The organism is Pannonibacter sp. I15F10I1 (genome assembly GCF_900185665.1).
Taxonomy (GTDB): Bacteria; Pseudomonadota; Alphaproteobacteria; order Rhizobiales; family Stappiaceae; genus Pannonibacter; species Pannonibacter indicus.
The window spans coordinates 125,943-142,123 of the sequence record NZ_FYAN01000028.1 but is presented as its reverse complement, the minus strand read 5'-3'; the positions used below and the strand labels follow the sequence as shown (position 1 = coordinate 142,123).

The 16,181-nt window shown below is 64.4% G+C and carries 11 protein-coding genes; 2 read left to right on the top strand and 9 right to left on the bottom strand.

Annotated features, from left to right (window positions below; all coding sequences use genetic code 11):
- Window positions 1-25 precede the first annotated feature (25 nt).
- From gyrB to mutM, 8 genes are all read right to left on the bottom strand, one after another.
- Window positions 26-2,479, bottom strand: a complete 2,454-nt coding sequence (gyrB, locus tag IF10I1_RS19235; protein ID WP_186424613.1) for a DNA topoisomerase (ATP-hydrolyzing) subunit B — start codon at window positions 2,477-2,479, stop codon at window positions 26-28.
- Between the two features lie 175 nt (window positions 2,480-2,654).
- Complete coding sequence (gene recF / locus IF10I1_RS19230) at window positions 2,655-3,767, bottom strand: DNA replication/repair protein RecF (RefSeq protein WP_186391433.1); 1,113 nt, start codon at window positions 3,765-3,767, stop codon at window positions 2,655-2,657.
- A 302-nt stretch (window positions 3,768-4,069) separates the two neighbouring features.
- Window positions 4,070-5,188, bottom strand: a complete 1,119-nt coding sequence (dnaN, locus tag IF10I1_RS19225; RefSeq protein WP_050473623.1) for a DNA polymerase III subunit beta — start codon at window positions 5,186-5,188, stop codon at window positions 4,070-4,072.
- A 211-nt stretch (window positions 5,189-5,399) separates the two neighbouring features.
- Window positions 5,400-6,887, bottom strand: a complete 1,488-nt coding sequence (gene dnaA, locus IF10I1_RS19220; protein ID WP_186391432.1) for a chromosomal replication initiator protein DnaA — start codon at window positions 6,885-6,887, stop codon at window positions 5,400-5,402.
- Window positions 6,888-7,054: 167 nt separating this feature from the next.
- On the bottom strand, window positions 7,055-7,483 hold the full coding sequence (locus tag IF10I1_RS19215) for a rhodanese-like domain-containing protein (protein WP_186391621.1): 429 nt from the start codon (window positions 7,481-7,483) through the stop codon (window positions 7,055-7,057).
- Between the two features lie 650 nt (window positions 7,484-8,133).
- Window positions 8,134-8,400: a 30S ribosomal protein S20 gene (gene rpsT / locus IF10I1_RS19210; RefSeq protein ID WP_019964246.1), complete on the bottom strand. Its 267-nt coding sequence runs from the start codon at window positions 8,398-8,400 to the stop codon at window positions 8,134-8,136.
- 177 nt (window positions 8,401-8,577) lie between these two features.
- Entirely contained in the window at window positions 8,578-9,351 is a 774-nt protein-coding gene (locus tag IF10I1_RS19205) for an enoyl-CoA hydratase (RefSeq protein WP_050473626.1), read from the bottom strand.
- Between the two features lie 148 nt (window positions 9,352-9,499).
- The gene (gene mutM, locus IF10I1_RS19200; RefSeq protein WP_186391431.1) at window positions 9,500-10,405 is read right to left on the bottom strand and encodes a bifunctional DNA-formamidopyrimidine glycosylase/DNA-(apurinic or apyrimidinic site) lyase; all 906 of its coding nucleotides are present in this window, start codon (window positions 10,403-10,405) and stop codon (window positions 9,500-9,502) included.
- A gap of 268 nt (window positions 10,406-10,673) precedes the next feature.
- Here mutM and ubiE point away from each other — a divergent pair, with 268 nt between their 5' ends.
- Entirely contained in the window at window positions 10,674-11,423 is a 750-nt protein-coding gene (gene ubiE / locus IF10I1_RS19195; protein ID WP_186391620.1) for a bifunctional demethylmenaquinone methyltransferase/2-methoxy-6-polyprenyl-1,4-benzoquinol methylase UbiE, read from the top strand.
- A 3-nt stretch (window positions 11,424-11,426) separates the two neighbouring features.
- A complete protein-coding gene (gene ubiB / locus IF10I1_RS19190; RefSeq protein ID WP_186391430.1) occupies window positions 11,427-13,010 on the top strand; it encodes a 2-polyprenylphenol 6-hydroxylase in 1,584 nt (527 codons plus the stop codon).
- A gap of 102 nt (window positions 13,011-13,112) precedes the next feature.
- Here ubiB and polA read toward each other — a convergent pair whose 3' ends face one another.
- Complete coding sequence (gene polA / locus IF10I1_RS19185) at window positions 13,113-16,121, bottom strand: DNA polymerase I (protein ID WP_186391429.1); 3,009 nt, start codon at window positions 16,119-16,121, stop codon at window positions 13,113-13,115.
- Between the last annotated feature and the right edge of the window lie 60 nt (window positions 16,122-16,181).

Below are 16,181 nucleotides of genomic sequence, written 5' to 3'. Positions count from 1 at the left end.
GCGGGTCAGCCCGCCGGATCCGGCATCACACGTCCAGATTGGCAACGCTGAGGGCGTTGTCCTGGATGAACTCGCGGCGCGGTTCCACTTCGTCACCCATCAGCTTGGTGAAGATGTCATCGGCCGCATCGGCTTCCTTGACCTTCACCTGCAGCAGCGAGCGGACGTTCGGGTCCAGCGTCGTCTCCCACAGCTGCTCCGGGTTCATCTCGCCCAGGCCCTTGTAGCGCTGCAGGCTGAGGCCCTTGCGGCCGAGGGCGAAGATGGTGGACAGCAGCGCCTGCGGCCCGCGGATCGCCGTCTCGGTTTCCTTGCGGCGCAGAACCGCGGCCTTGCCGTAGATCTCGTTGAGATGGGCCGAATGGGCATCGAGGCGGCGGGCATCGGCCGAGGCCAGAAGCGCCGGATCGATGGTGGCCACCTCATCCACGCCGCGCACGGTGCGGCGGAAGACGAGCGCGCCGTCATCGCGCACCTCGGCCGTCCAGCCCCGCTCGAATTCATCGGCGAGAATGTCGAGACGGCGGGCGATATAGGCAGCCGCCTCCTCGCCCTTTTCCCGGTCGTTGAGCGTGTCCGGATTGAGCGCACCGGCAATCGCCGCCTGTTCCACCACCGCACGGTCATAGCGCGAGTGCAGGCCGTCGAGAATGCCGCTGATGGCGCGTGCCTGCTCCACCACCTGCCGCAGGTCCGCGCCCATGCGCACTTCGCCATTGGCAAGCGCCAGGGACGTGTCTTCAAGGCCGGTGCCGATCAGATAGTTCTCAAGCGCCGTCTGGTCCTTGAGATACTGCTCCGACTGGCCGCGCTTCACCTTGTAGAGCGGCGGCTGGGCAATATAGATGTAGCCGCGCTCGATCAGCTCCGGCATCTGCCGGAAGAAGAAGGTCAGCAGCAGGGTGCGGATGTGGGCGCCGTCCACGTCGGCGTCCGTCATGATGATGATCTTGTGGTAGCGCAGCTTCTCGACATTGAACTCTTCCTTGCCGATGCCGGTGCCGAGCGCGGTGATCAGCGTGCCGATTTCGTTGGAAGAGAGCATCTTGTCGAAGCGCGCACGCTCCACGTTGAGGATCTTGCCGCGCAGCGGAAGCACGGCCTGGTTCTCGCGGTGGCGGCCCTGCTTGGCCGAGCCGCCTGCCGAGTCACCCTCGACGAGGAACAGTTCGGCCTTGGAGGCATCGCGCTCCTGACAGTCGGCGAGCTTGCCGGGCAGGGAAGCGATGTCGAGCGCGCCCTTGCGGCGGGTCAGCTCGCGCGCCTTGCGCGCCGCTTCACGGGCCGAAGCGGCTTCCACCACCTTGGACACCAGCGACTTCGCCTTGGCCGGGTTTTCCTCCAGCCATTCGGCCAGCGCCTGGTTGATGATGTTCTCCACCACCGGGCGCACTTCGGAGGACACCAGCTTGTCCTTCGTCTGGGACGAGAACTTCGGGTCCGGCACCTTGACGGAGAGAACGCAGGTCAGGCCCTCGCGGCAGTCATCGCCGGTCAGCGACACCTTTTCCTTCTTCAGAAGGCCGGAGCTTTCCGCGTAACCGGTGACCTGACGGGTCAGCGCCCCACGGAAGCCGGCCAGATGGGTGCCGCCGTCGCGCTGGGGGATGTTGTTGGTGAAGCACAGCACCTGCTCGTGATAGCTGTCGTTCCACCACATGGCGACTTCGACCGTGATGCCGTCACGTTCGGCCGTCATGTAAATCGGCGCGTCCAGCAGCGGGTGCTTGGCCCGGTCGAGATAGCGCACGAAGGCTTCAAGGCCGCCCTCATAGAACAGCTCGACCACGCGCGGCTCGACGCCGCGCTTGTCGGTCAGCAGAATGCGCACGCCGGAATTCAGGAACGCCAGCTCCCGCAGGCGATGCTCCAGCGTGTCGAAATCGAACTCGGTCTTGGTGAAGGTCTCGGTCGAAGGCAGGAAGGTGACTTCCGTGCCCTTGCGGCCATTGGCAGGTCCCGTCACCTTCAGCGGGGCTTCGGCATCGCCATGGCGGAAGCGCATGTAATGCTCGTTGCCACTGCGCCAGATGCGCAGGTCCAGCCAGGTGGACAGGGCATTCACCACGGACACGCCCACGCCGTGCAGGCCGCCGGAAACCTTGTAGGAATTCTGGTCGAACTTTCCGCCCGCGTGCAGCTGGGTCATGATGACTTCAGCCGCAGAGACGCCTTCCTGCGGGTGCAGGTCGGTCGGAATGCCGCGGCCGTTGTCCGTCACTGTGACGGAGCCATCGGCGTTGAGGGTCACGGTCACATGGTCGGCATGGCCGGCCAGTGCCTCATCGATGGCGTTGTCGACAACCTCATAAACCATGTGGTGCAGGCCGGAGCCGTCGTCGGTGTCACCGATGTACATGCCCGGGCGCTTGCGCACAGCGTCGAGGCCCTTCAGCACCTTGATGCTGTCAGCGCCATATTCCTGTGCTGCAGAGCTTTCCGCAGACGGGGTGTTCTCGGGAATCGAAGTATCGCTCATCCGAATCAGTCACCATTCGGTCCAGGGGATCAATGTACCCTTATACGGCACTGGCCGGAGGGTTCAACCAACCCGGCCAAATGGCCGGGCATGAGGGGTTTCACCAGTGGAAAAACCATAGGAAACCGGCCTTTTAAGGGCGGATGTTGCGCTGCGGCAGCATGCCGTCCGCCGCTCAGCTGCCCAGAAGATGGATCTCGCCGCTGTCCGGCAGAGCATCGAACAGGGCCTTGTCCGTACCCGTCATGAAGACCTGGGCTTCCAGTGCGGTCAGGCGGGCAAACAGTGCCTCGCGCCGCCCCGGGTCCAGATGCGCCGCCACCTCGTCCAGAAGCAGGATGGGCGTCATGCCCGAGACAGCCGCCGTCAGGTCCGCGTGGGCGAGCACCAGCCCGATCAGCAGTGCCTTCTGCTCTCCGGTGGAGGCGAGAGCTGCGGGCATCACCTTGGCCGCATGGGTGACGAGAAGATCACTGCGGTGCGGGCCGGTCAGGGTGCGCCCCGCCGCCCGGTCGCGCGCCCGGCCCTCGCGCAAGCGGCGGCGCAGCAGGTCTTCCTGATCGCTCGCCGCAAGGCCGGTGGCCTCGCTCTCGAATTCCCCGTCCAGCACGAGCAGGGCACGGGGGAAGGGCAGGCCCAACTGGTCCAGCGCCTCGATCCGCCCCTGCAGCAGGCTGACGGTCTCGCGCCGGGCGAGCGCCAGCGCCACGCCGAGTTCCGCCACCTGTGCCTCGATGGCCTCCAGCCAGGCCGGGGAACCGCCGTCTTCCAGCAGCTTGTTGCGATGGCGCAGGGCCTTGTCGAAGTCATTCACCCGCCGCCCATGCGCCGGATCGATCGACAGCGTCAACCGGTCGAGAAAGCGGCGCCGGTCTCCGGCCGGTCCCGTGAACAGCCCGTCCATGGCCGGAACCAGCCAGAGGACGCGCAGATACTCCAGCAGCGCTTCGGAGGAGCGCGCTTCCGTGCCATCGATCCGCACCCGCCGCCCGCTGTCGCCCGGACCGTAGCCCGTGCCGAGCCGCGTTTCGCCCAGGGGGCCGGTGATCAGCGCGTTGACGGCAAACCCGCCCTCGCCGCCGCGCCGGGCAATATCCGGCAGGCTGGCGCGGCGCAGGCCGCGGCCCGCGGTCAGGAGGGAGATGGCTTCGAGAATGTTGGTCTTGCCGATGCCGTTGTTTCCGGCCAGCGCCACGAGCTTCCGCTCCGGCGACAGGGCGAAATGCGCATAGTTGCGGAAATCCGTCAGCGTGAGGCGCTCAATCGCCACCTGGCTGATGCCGGTCATGGTGCCCCATCATGGCAAGGGGCTGTGGCAGGACGGAGAGGCATTGGGACTGTAGTATCCGGAAGGCCTGGCCGGCACGCCTGAAATACCGCCGCAGCACCCCTCTCCCCCCTTGAGGGGGAGATGTCTGCGCCAGCAGACAGAGGGGGGTGGCGGCGCTTCAACAAGGCTTAGCCTTCTGAAAAACCTGACAGGCCGTTACCCCCCTCTGCCCCCTGCCGGGGGCATCTCCCCCTCAAGGGGGGAGAGGAGCTGGTGCCTGACGGTACTGTTTGAACCAAGTATCCCCCTTAAGGGACCCCTCACACCCGCATCGGCATCAGCACGAAGAGGCTGTCGCCGGTGGCGTTGTCCTGAACGAGGGTGGGAGAGCCGGAATCTGCCAGGCGGAACAGGGCGGTGTCGCCCGTCAGCTGAGCGGCGATGTCCAGCAGATAGCGGGAGTTGAAGCCGATTTCCATCGGCTCGGCATCATATTCGACGGCGAGTTCTTCCGTTGCACTGCCCGAGTCCGGGTTGTTCACGGCGAGCACAAGACGGCCTTCCGACATGGACAGCTTCACGGCCCGGCCACGCTCGGAGGAAATGGTCGACACGCGGTCCACCGCTTCCTTGAACTCGTCCCGGTCGACGCGCATTTCCTTGTCATTGTGCTGCGGAATGACGCGGCCATAATCCGGGAAGGTTCCGTCGATCAGCTTGGACGTCAGAACCACCGGCCCGTTGGTGATGCGGATCTTGGTGTCGGAGATCTCCACCGTCACCTCGGCCTCGCGGTCCTCCAGCAGCTTCTGGACTTCGCCCACCGTCTTGCGCGGCACGATGATGCCCGGCATGCCGGCAGCGCCCTGCGGCGCGGGCACTTCGGCCTGGGCGAGGCGATGTCCGTCGGTGGCAACCGCACGCACCATCTGGCCCTGCTCCCCGGCAACCGTGTGCAGGTAGATGCCGTTCAGATAGTAGCGCGTCTCCTCGGTGGAGATGGCGAACTGGGTGGTGTCGATCAGCTTGCGGATCGCACCGCCTGCCAGCGTGAACTGGTGGGTGAAGGTGCCGGCCGTCAGATCCGGGAAATCCGTCTCGGGCAGCATCTGCAGCGCAAAGCGCGAGCGCCCGGCCCTCAGTTCCAGCGTGGCGTTGTCGCTGGAGGTTTCCAGCACGACCTGCGAGCCCTCGGGCAGCTTGCGCACGATGTCATAGATCATGTGCGCGGGCACGGTCGTCGCGCCGGGCCGCTCGATCATCGCAGGCACCGTCTCCACGACCTCAAGGTCAAGGTCCGTCGCCTTGAGCTTGAGCGAGCCCTGATCGGCGCGCAGCAGCACGTTCGACAGGATCGGGATCGTGTTGCGGCGCTCGACAACCCGGTGCACGTGGGTCAGGGACTTGAGCAGGTCGGTCCGTTCGAGGGTCGCTTTCATGCGCGTCTTCCGTGTACTCGTGACGGTCAGACCGGGCGGCCTGACGCAGGAAACCGTATGCTCCGGCAGGGCAGGAGCGGGGCATCGAACCTGCCCTTTATGGCCACAAAATGCAAGAGGGCGCCCGGTTGGACGCCCTCAAAACATCAATCTTCGCAAGGACGGCGGCAGTTTCCCCCGCTATCCCAAGTCTTCACGCAAGCCTTTGGGCTCACGCGTCCAGCATGCGCTTCAGCAGCTCCAGCTCCTGCGCCAGGCTCACATCGGCGCGGGCCATTTCCTCGATCTTGCGCACGGCATGCAGAACCGTGGTGTGATCGCGGTTGCCGAAGCGGCGGCCGATTTCCGGCAGGGAGCGCGGCGTCATCACCTTGGCCAGATACATGGCGATCTGGCGCGGACGCACGATGGTGCGGGTGCGGCGGGCCGACAGCAGGTCGGCCTTGGTCACATTATAGTGCTTGGAGACGATCCGCTGGATGTCCTCGATCTTCACCCGGCGCGGTTCGCTGGAGCGGATGAGGTCCCGCAGGGTCATCTCGGCCATTTCCTGCGTCACCGGCTGGTTGGTGAGCTGGTTATGGGCAACGAGCCGGTTCAGCGCGCCTTCAAGGTCGCGGCCGGAGGACACCACGTGGCGGGCCACATAGTCCAGAACCGTGTCGGGAACGGAGAAGGCCGGGTAGGACTTCTTCAGATTGGCCACGCGGGCCGACAGGATGTTGCGGCGCAGGGAAAAGTCCGGCTCGTTGATGCCGACAACCAGGCCACCGGACAGGCGCGAGCGCACCCGGTCATCCAGCGTGTCCAGTTCGGACGGGGCGCGGTCTGCAGCCACGATGACCTGACGGGCGCCGTCGATGAGGGCGTTCAGCGTGTGGCAGAATTCCTGCTGCACCTGCTTGCCATGCAGGAACTGCATGTCGTCGATCAGCAGAAGGTCGATGCTGCGCAGGGTTTCCTTGAAGGACAGGGCCGACTGGGCCTTCAGCGCCGCAACGAAACGGTACATGAAATGCTCGGCGGTCAGATAGAGCACCTTGCGGCCAGAAGCACGCGCCTTGGCGGCAACGGCCTGCATCAGGTGGGTCTTGCCGAGGCCGACCGAGGCATGAAGATAGAGCGGGTTGAAGGTGACGGCGCCACCGGCAGCCACCTGCTTGGCAGCAGCCAGCGCCAGCCCGTTGGACTCGCCTTCGACAAAGGTCTCGAACGTGTATTTCGGATCGAGCGCTGCACCCTGCAGCACGTCGCGGCTGCCCATGTCGGCTTCGGCACGGGCAAGCGCGGCGGTGGCGGCCTGCGCAGCGGCAACCGCATTGGTCGGCTCGCTCAGCGAAATCGGACGCGCCTCGGCGGCAGCTGCAGCCACAGGGCGGGCGGGCGCAGAAAGGCTGCTGCTGCTGGCCATCGGCATCTCGACCTGACGGGGGCGCATGGCGCCGCGCACGGTCAGTTCGATGCGATGCACGTTTTCGCATTCACGCTTCCATAGGCCCATCAGCCTGTCGCGGTAATGAGACTGGATCCACTGCTTCAGAAAGCGTGTGGGTACGGACAGACGCACGGTGCCATCTGCATTTTCTTCCAGGTCAACGCGTGCAAACCAGCTGGAGAAGACGTCATCGCCCAGCTCGGCCCGCAGGCTTTTTTTGACGCGGTTCCATTGTTCAGCGCCCATATCTTCCTGAACTTGCATGTCGCCTCGCCTCTCGTTCGTTCCGGAAAGCAGTCCGCCACAGCCGCTTTCCCGTTTCATACGGTCGGGACGCCCGGAGGGCTGTCCCGTGTTTCAAGAACGGCAGAACCTGCCGGGACCAGGGGAGGTGGTCCCGTTGGGTCTGCCTGAGTGTCTAAAGAAGGATCCTAGCTCTGGATCCAGGGAAGGCCGCAGGCCTTCCATCCGCCGGCACTGCCCCGGTGACCGGTCCCGTCAAGCGGGCCCTCGAAACCATCGGCAATGTTGAAGCACGACCCGTATCCTGCCTGCGTCATCGCAATGGCTGCATTCAGGCTCCGGGCGCCGGAGCGGCACAGAAAATAGATCTGAACCGTTTTGTCCAGTCCTTTCCGCTCCAGTTCGGCCGAAAGTGTGGCAACGAAGTCCGGAACGGGTGAACCGGCCGGAAAACCCTGCCATTCGGTAAAGACGACCTCCTTACCAAGGGCACGGAGATCAGGTACGCCGACGAAATTCCATTCGGCCCGGGTACGCACATCAACCAGCACAGTATTAGGGCTGGCACTCAGCGCCTCATAAGCCGCCTTGACGTCAACGTCGCCCGCATAAGGCATAGAATTCGACAAAAGACCCCCTTCGCAATATCGTGTATTGCGCGCCATCGATAACAAAGTCTGAGGAGAAATTCGGGTTTAGAAAAGCTCTATGTTCGCTCGACCCGTAAAAATAACATTGGTACGCAAGGAAACTGTTCCTGAACTCTGCCAGTTATGTCTCTTTGCCTGCCTTGCCATTTTTCTGGTCCATGTTTTGCGGTGCTTTTTATTTAAATTTCGAGCTTGCCCCGATGGATTGAACATACACAGGCAGCCGGAACGCGGCAACAGTTGCCTATTAACAAAATGGCCGCGGGCAGCCTTTTCGCGCCGTCAGATTAACACCTTCGTGAGCAGCTTCCGGGTCAAATCCGTTCTGACTCAAGGCCTTTTCTTGATGTGCTCAGGGGGGGTCAACAGGCTGGCACTTCTCCAAAAAAAAACTTCGCCACGTACTTGACTCAGGTTGAATCGGGCGGGGGAGGCCACGCCTAACCCGACATGCCCATAACCATTTGAAAAATATGAGAAAAAACTGACAAAGCCCGGCATGAGTATTTGCTGGTATACAGTGATAGTTTTATCGTGAGAATTTTTTCATGTGCCGTTCAGGCAACAAAAAACCCGGCCTTTCGGGCCGGGTTTTGAAGATTTTATGACGGGCGTTATCAGGCCTGCAGAGCCTTCACGCGGGCGTTCAGACGGGACACCTTGCGCGAGGCGGTGTTGCCGTGAACGACGCCCTTGGAAGCAGCGCGCATCAGCTCCGGCTGGGCAGCCTTGAGAGCTTCGGTGGCAGCGTTGTAATCGCCGGAAGCAATGGCTTCCTCGACCTTGCGCAGATAGGTGCGCACGCGGCTCCGCCGTGCCTTGTTAACAGCCGTCCGGCGGGCAATCTTGCGGGCCGCCTTGGTGGCCGAGGGAGTGTTGGCCATTGGCTCAATCCTGGTCCGAGTGTGAAACAAAAATTCCGTAGAACATCGGGGCGGCAGACATAGGCCTGAAACTGCCCCGCGTCAAACGAATGCGGCGGCGATTTGATCGCCACCGGTTGGCCGAGGCTTATAGTCCCGCCCAACCGGTCCGTCAATGCCAAAACCCGAGTCAAAGCGTCATTTGTTGCGGAACTGGGGCGTGCGCTTTTCGATGAAAGCGGCCATGCCCTCGCTCTGGTCTTCCGTGGCAAAGGCCGCATGGAACATGCGGCGCTCGAAGCGGATGCCCTCGCCCAGCGTCGTCTCGTAGGCGCGGTTGACGCTTTCCTTGGTCATCATCACCACGGGCATCGAGAAGTCGGCAATCTTCTCCGCCGCCTTCATGGCCTCCTCCATGAGGTCATCCAGCGGCACGATGCGGGAGACGAGGCCGCAGCGCTCGGCCTCCACTGCATCCATCAGCCGGCCGGTCAGGCACATTTCCATGGCCTTGGACTTGCCGATGAAGCGGGTGAGGCGCTGGGTGCCGCCGGCCCCCGGCAGAACGCCGAGGGTGATCTCCGGCTGGCCGAACTTGGCATTGTCGGCGGCCAGGATGAAATCGCACATCATGGCAAGCTCGCAGCCGCCGCCCAGCGCATAGCCGGCCACCGCTGCAATCACCGGCTTGCGGTTGCGCGCCACCCGGTCCCACGGAGTAATGAGATCGGTCATGTAGGCCTTGGCGAAATCGAAGGGCTGCATCTCCTTGATGTCCGCCCCGGCGGCAAAAGCCTTCTGCGAACCGGTGATGATGACGCAGCCGACGCGCTCATCCGCCTCGTAGGCGTCAAGCGCTGCCGCCACTTCAGCCATCAGGGCCGCGTTCAGAGCGTTGAGGGCCTTGGGCCGGTTGAGCGTGATGATGCCCACCTTGCCGCGCTTTTCGGTCAGGATGTTCTCATATGCCATTGCAGTCCTCCGCTGACGGGCTATGCCCCTGTGGCAGCGCCCGGCGGCGGCACCCGGTGGTGCCCCGCTGGCCGGGCCATGGCAACAAGGGGTAGCTGACGCGCCGCACACGTGCAAGGCGCTGCCCTCCCGCCTTTTTGGCGGAGCCTCAGCGCTGGCACTTCGCGCAGTGGAAGGTGGACCGGCCCGACTGCACCAGCCGCAGAACCGTACCCTTGCAGCCTTCCGTGCGGCAGGGCTCGCCCTCGCGGCCATAGACGGCAAAGCTGTGCTGGAAATAGCCGAGCGTGCCGTCGGTCTGCGCATGGTCGCGCAGGGTGGAGCCGCCGGCGGCAATCGCCTCTTCCAGCACTTTGCGGATTGCAGCTGCCAGCCGCTCGCGTGCGGCCACCCGCGCCTTGCCCGGCCCCGTTATGTCACCCGCCGCCCGCTCCGGACTGAGGCCGGAGCGCCACAGCGCCTCGCAGACATAGATATTGCCAAGCCCGGCGATCAGCCGCTGATCCAGAAGCGCTGCCTTCAATGGCGCGGACTTGCCTGCAAACAGCTGGTCGAGCAGATCCGCGTTGAGCGCATTGCCAAGCGGCTCGATGCCCATGGCGGCGAAGAGCGGATGGGAGCTGAGGCCGCTGCGGGCCACCAGCTGCATGAAACCGAAGCGGCGCGGGTCATTATAGACAATCCGGCTTGCCGCTTCCGGTCCCTGACTGCCGGGGGCGGAGAGGTGGAACACCACATGATCGTGCTTTTCATCACGCGAGCGGGCATGAGTGAAGTCGCCCGGCATATGGCTGTCCGCCTGCTGTTCCACCCGGAAGGAGCCGGACATGCCCAGATGCATGACCAGCACCTCGCCGCTGTCGAGATCGGCCAGCAGATATTTCGCCCGGCGGGAAAGGGCTGTGACAATCCGCCCCTCCAGCCGCTCCACGAAGCGCTCGGGGAAGGGAAAGCGCAGATCCGGGCGGCGGCATTCGAGTTTCAGGATGCGCGCGCCTTCGAAATCCGGCTGCAGGCCGCGCCTGACCGTCTCGACCTCGGGCAATTCGGGCATGGGAGGACCTACCGATCTTGAGCAAAAGACTATATGGACTGCACAAACCGCCTATATGAGACGCGGGCCCGGCGCAACAATGGCGCTGGCCTGCGGCTTGTACTAAGGTCCGCGCAATTGTGGCCCGTACCCGGAACACCGGCCCCGGGCCGCGCGTTGCGGCAGCAGTGCTGCTTCCGTGACCGTCATTCAGGGAGTGACCCGCATGACCGACGAAACTGGCTTTTCCTCCGCAGGCGCCTATGCCTCCAGCCGCGCGCCCGAGGACATGCCGACCAGCTTCGGCTTCCGCACCGTGCGCGAAGGCGAGAAGCAGGGCCTCGTCAACGACGTGTTCCACAAGGTCGCCACCCGCTATGACATCATGAATGATCTGATGTCCGGCGGCCTGCACCGGGTGTGGAAGGATGCGATGGTCTCCACCCTTGCCCCTCCGCACACACCGGGCCGCGGCTGGAAGGTGCTGGATGTGGCCGGCGGCACCGGTGACATTGCCACGCGCATCGTCGAGCGCTCGGGCCGTGCGGTGGAAGCCGTGGTGCTGGACATCAACGGCTCCATGCTGGCCGTGGGGCAGGACCGGGCGGACAAGGCGGGGCTTTCCGGCTCCATCCGCTTCTCGCAGGGCAATGCGGAAGTTCTGCCGTTCCCGGACCGCAGCTTTGACGCCTATACGATCGCCTTCGGCATCCGCAACGTGCCGGAAATCGGCAAGGCGCTTTCGGAAGCCTACCGCGTGCTGAAGCGCGGCGGCCGCTTCCTGTGCCTCGAATTTTCCGAGGTCGACATGCCCGGCCTCGACAAGATCTATGATGCCTTCTCCTTCCACGCCATTCCGGCGATGGGGCAGGCGGTGACAGGCGATGGTGAACCCTATCGTTACCTCGTGGAATCCATCCGCAAGTTCCCCAATCAAGAACGCTTTGCGCAGATGATCCGCACCGCCGGTTTCGAGCGGGTGACCTACCGCAACTACACCGGCGGCATTGCCGCCCTGCACTCGGGCTGGAAACTCTGATCCATGGCCCTTGCAATCCGTCCCTTGCTGCGTCTGGCGCAGGCCGGTTTCGTTCTGGCGCGTGAAGGCGTCTTCGGCCTGTTCAACATTCCGGACCTGCCGCCCGCAGCCCGGCTGGCGCTGCGCTTTGCCCGCCTGTTCGAGCGCCGCTCCGTGCGCGACAAGAGCGCCCGCTCGCGCCTGTCCGATGCGATGAACCGGCTGGGGCCGTCCTATGTGAAGCTTGGCCAGTTTCTCGCCACCCGCGCCGATGTGGTCGGCAAGGAAGCGGCGGCGGAGCTTGCCTATCTGCAGGACCGGCTGCCCGCCTTCAGCCAGAGCGAGGCCGAGGCCTGGGTGGCCGAGCAGCTGATGCGGCCGGTGCGCGAGGTTTTCGTCGAGTTCGGCGAGCCGGTGGCCGCCGCCTCCATCGCGCAGGTTCATCCCGCCATGGTGCGCCAGAGCGACGGCTCCCTGCGCAAGATGGCCGTCAAGGTGCTTCGGCCGGGTGTCGCCCGCCGCTTCCAGCGCGATCTGGAGAGCTTTTATCTGGTCGCACGCCTCGCCGAGCGCTTCCACGAGCCCTCCCGCCGCCTGCGGCCGCTGGCTGTGGTCGACACGCTGGCCCGCTCCGTGGCGCTGGAGATGGATTTCCGCCTGGAAGCGGCCGCCCTGTCCGAAATGGCCGAGAACACTGCTGAGGATCCCGGCTTCCGCGTGCCTTCCGTGGACTGGATGCGCAGCGCCAAGGGCGTTCTGACGATGGAATGGATCGACGGCACCAAGATGTCCGACGTCGAGGGGCTGACCCTTCAGGGCCTCGATCTGGAGCTTCTGGCCGCCAACGTGATCCAGAGCTTCCTGCGCCACACCCTGCGCGACGGCTTTTTCCATGCAGACATGCATCAGGGCAATCTCTTCGTCGAGGCCGATGGCACGCTGGTGGCGGTCGATTTCGGCATCACCGGGCGCCTCGGCAAGGCGGAGCGCCGGTTCCTCGCCGAAATCCTCTATGGCTTCATCACCCGCGACTACCGCCGCGTGGCGGAGGTGCATTTCGAGGCCGGTTACGTGCCCGCCGATCAGGATGTGGATGTGTTCGCCCAGGCGATCCGCGCCATCGGCGAGCCGATCCACGGCCATGATGCGTCCGAAATTTCCATGGCGCGGCTTCTCACCCAGCTGTTCGAGGTGACGGAGCTGTTCCAGATGCACACGCAGCCGCAGCTGATCATGCTTCAAAAGACGATGGTGGTGGTGGAGGGCGTCGCCCGGACGCTGAACCCGCGCCTCGACATGTGGCGCACCGCAGAGCCCGTTGTGGGCGCCTGGATCGCCCAGCATCTGGGGCCGGCCGGCCGGCTGCGCGATGCCGGGGCCGCCGTGAATGCGCTCGGCCGCATCGCCAGCGACCTGCCGATCTTTGCAGACCGGGTGGGGCGCATGTCGGAAGAGCTGGAAAAGATGGCCCACGAAGGGCTGCGCTTTGATGCCGCCACGGCGGAGGCCATCGGCCGCTCCGAAGCCCGCCACAACCGCTCGGGCCGCATTGCGCTCTGGATCATCGCCCTGTCTCTGGCAGCGATTGCCGCCAAGGCCTGGTTCTGAAGCCAGACCGAATCCCGCTGAGCTTGGCTCATCGGGATTCGGTCAAGCCTGTACGGCGCCTGAGCCATTTCAAGGCAGGATGCGTCAGCATCGAAAGCCCTGTCAGTGCGCTTCGTCCCAATTGTCTGCGGCGCGGGCATCGACCTGCAGCGGCACGGACAGCTGCAGCAGCGGCTCGCAGGCGCCTTCCATCACCCGGCGGATCACCGGGATGGCCGCGTCGACTTCCGCCTCTTCCGCCTCGAAGATCAGTTCGTCATGCACCTGCAGCAGCATGCGGATGTTGAGGCCTGCGTCCGCCAGCGCATCTTCCATCCGCAGCATGGCGCGGCGGATGATGTCTGCAGCCGAGCCCTGAATGGGCGCGTTGATCGCAGCTCGCTCGAAGAAAGCGCGCATCGACGGGTTGGACGTGTTCACATCCGGATAATGCGCCTTGCGGCCGAAGACGGTGGTGACAAAGCCCTTCTCGTGCACTTCCTTCTTCACCGCTTCCATATAGTCACGGATACCGGGGAAGCGCTGGAAATACATCTTGATGTAGTCGCCGGCCTCCCCGCGTGAAATGCCGAGCTGGGCGGCAAGGCCGAAGGCCGAGATGCCATAGATGATGCCGAAGTTGATCGCCTTGGCGCGGCGGCGGACCATCGGGTCCATGTCCTTCACCGGCACGCCGAACATCTCGCTCGCAGTCATGGCGTGAATATCCAGCCCATCGGCAAAGGCCTTCTTCAGCTGCGGAATGTCGGCGATATGGGCCAGCACGCGCAGTTCGATCTGGCTGTAGTCGGCGGAAATCAGCTTGTTGCCCTTTTCCGCGACGAAGGCCTTGCGGATCTTGCGGCCCGCTTCCGTGCGCACCGGAATGTTCTGCAGGTTCGGCTCGGACGAGGACAGGCGACCGGTCGTGGTCGAGGCCAGCGAGTAGGACGTGTGGACCCGCTTCGTTTCCGGATTGATGAAGCCGGGCAGGGCGTCCGAATAGGTGGACTTCAGCTTGGCGAGCTGGCGCCATTCGACGATCTTCACCGGCAGCTCGTGGCCTTCAGCAGCCAGATCATCCAGCACCGAAACCGAGGTGGACCAGGCGCCGGTCTTGGTCTTCTTGCCGCCGGGCAGGCCCATCTTGCCGAACAGGATGTCGCCCAGCTGCTTGGGCGAGCCGATGTTGAAGGTCTCCCCGGCAAGGGCGTAGATCTCCGATTCAACGGCGGCCATGCCTTGCGCAAATTCGCCGGAGAGGCGCGAGAGCATCTGCCGGTCGATGGAAATGCCGCGCCGCTCCATCCGTGCCAGTACCGGCACCATGGGCCGCTCCAGCGTTTCATAGACGGTGGCCATGGCTTCCGCTGCAAGGCGGGGCTTGAGCACCAGCCACAGGCGCAGCGTCACATCCGCATCCTCGGCGGCATAGGCCGAAGCGCGGGAGATCTCCACCTTGTCGAAGGTCACCATCGACTTACCGGACCCGGCCACCTCCTTGAAGGGGATGGGCGTGTGGCCAAGCCAGCGTTCGGACAGCTCATCCATGCCGTTGCCGCCCTTGCCTGCGTCCAGCGTGTAGGACAGCAGCATGGTGTCGTCATGCGGGCCAACCTCGATGCCGTGACGGGCCATCACCTGCCAGTCATACTTGAGGTTCTGCGCGATCTTGAGCACGCCGGGGTCTTCCAGCATCGGCTTCAGCACATCCAGCGCCGCCCGCAGCGGGATCTGGCCGGGCACGAGACCGCCGCCGCCCAGAAGGTCGCCCTCCCCATCCACATGGCCCAGCGGCACATAGCAGGCCCGGCCCGGACGGGTCGCCAGTGACACGCCCACGAGTTCGGCCTGCATGGCATCCAGCGAGGTGGTTTCCGTGTCGAAGGCGACGATGCCCGTTTCCATCGCCTCGGCCACCCAGGCCTTGAGGCGCTCGATATCCATAACCGTTTCGTAGGTGGAATGATCGACCGGGATGCGGCGGATTTCTTCCGCCCGTGCAGCGGCAAGGCTCTGCGGCGTCATCATGCCATCTGGCGCGGCAGCCGCGGACGCGGAAGACGGATCTGCGGAACCGGCAGGGGCAGACGCCGCAGCACCCGGGGCTGCGGCAGGGCCGCGCTCCATCATGCGGCCCTTGGCATCGGGCGCATGCCAGCCGGGGATGGTCAGCTCCGCCGGGTCGATATTGGCCGTCTCCGCCCCGGTTGCCTCGGCCACACGGCGGGTCAGCGTGGTGAATTCCATCGCCTTGAGGAAACCGACCGCCTGCGGGCCGTTGACGGCTTCCACGGCAAAATGGGTGACCGGAGTTTCCACCGGCACGTCGCATTTCAGCGTCACCAGCTGCTTGGAAATGCGGGCCTGTTCGGCAAATTCGATCAGGTTCTCGCGGCGCTTGGGCTGTTTGATGCTGGAGGCATTGGCCAGCAGGGTCTCAAGGTCGCCATACTCAAGAATCAGCTGGGCGGCCGTCTTCAGGCCGATGCCGGGCACGCCGGGCACGTTGTCGACGCCATCGCCGGCCAGCGACTGCACCTCGATCACCTTGTCCGGGCCGACGCCGAATTTCTCGAACACCTCCGGCTCGCCGATGATCTTGTTCTTCATCGTGTCGATCATGCCGATGCGCGGGCTGATCAGCTGCATCAGGTCCTTGTCGCCGGAGACGATGGTGACGCGGGCGCCCATGGCGGCGGCTTGCGTGGCATAGGTGGCGATCAGGTCGTCCGCCTCGAAGCCTTCCTGCTCGATGCAGGGCACGTTGAAGGCGCGGGTCGCCTGACGGATCAGGCCGAACTGCGGGATCAGATCCTCCGGCGGTTCCGGACGCTGCGCCTTGTAAGCGGGGTAGATGTCATTGCGGAAGGTCTTGGCCGAATGGTCGAAGATGACGGCGAAATGCGTCGGCTCGTCGCCCTCTTCCGGGGTCAGGCCCTCGGTCAGCAGCTTCCACAGCATGTTGCAGAAGCCGGAGACGGCGCCAACCGGCAGGCCATCGCTCTTGCGCGTCAGGGGCGGCAGGGCGTGATAGGCGCGGAAAATGAAGGTGGAGCCATCGACCAGGATCAGGTGGTCGTTGGCGGTGAGCGCGGGGAGGAAAGCATCGTTCGACATGGCGCGGATCATGCCGGGGAACGGGTGCGGATGAAAGGCCTAATAGCGGCTTTGCCCAATCAGGTTCTGCCC

Coding starts and splice junctions, on each gene's coding strand:
- IF10I1_RS19215 (WP_186391621.1), bottom strand. CDS start 7,483: ATGCCTTATGCGGGCGACGTTGACGTCAAGGCGGCTTATGAGGCGCTG.
- ubiE (WP_186391620.1), top strand. CDS start 10,674: ATGCCGACCAGCTTCGGCTTCCGCACCGTGCGCGAAGGCGAGAAGCAG.
- polA (WP_186391429.1), bottom strand. CDS start 16,121: ATGATCCGCGCCATGTCGAACGATGCTTTCCTCCCCGCGCTCACCGCC.
- ubiB (WP_186391430.1), top strand. CDS start 11,427: ATGGCCCTTGCAATCCGTCCCTTGCTGCGTCTGGCGCAGGCCGGTTTC.
- dnaA (WP_186391432.1), bottom strand. CDS start 6,887: ATGCAAGTTCAGGAAGATATGGGCGCTGAACAATGGAACCGCGTCAAA.
- rpsT (WP_019964246.1), bottom strand. CDS start 8,400: ATGGCCAACACTCCCTCGGCCACCAAGGCGGCCCGCAAGATTGCCCGC.
- gyrB (WP_186424613.1), bottom strand. CDS start 2,479: ATGAGCGATACTTCGATTCCCGAGAACACCCCGTCTGCGGAAAGCTCT.
- IF10I1_RS19205 (WP_050473626.1), bottom strand. CDS start 9,351: ATGGCATATGAGAACATCCTGACCGAAAAGCGCGGCAAGGTGGGCATC.
- dnaN (WP_050473623.1), bottom strand. CDS start 5,188: ATGAAAGCGACCCTCGAACGGACCGACCTGCTCAAGTCCCTGACCCAC.
- recF (WP_186391433.1), bottom strand. CDS start 3,767: ATGACCGGCATCAGCCAGGTGGCGATTGAGCGCCTCACGCTGACGGAT.
- mutM (WP_186391431.1), bottom strand. CDS start 10,405: ATGCCCGAATTGCCCGAGGTCGAGACGGTCAGGCGCGGCCTGCAGCCG.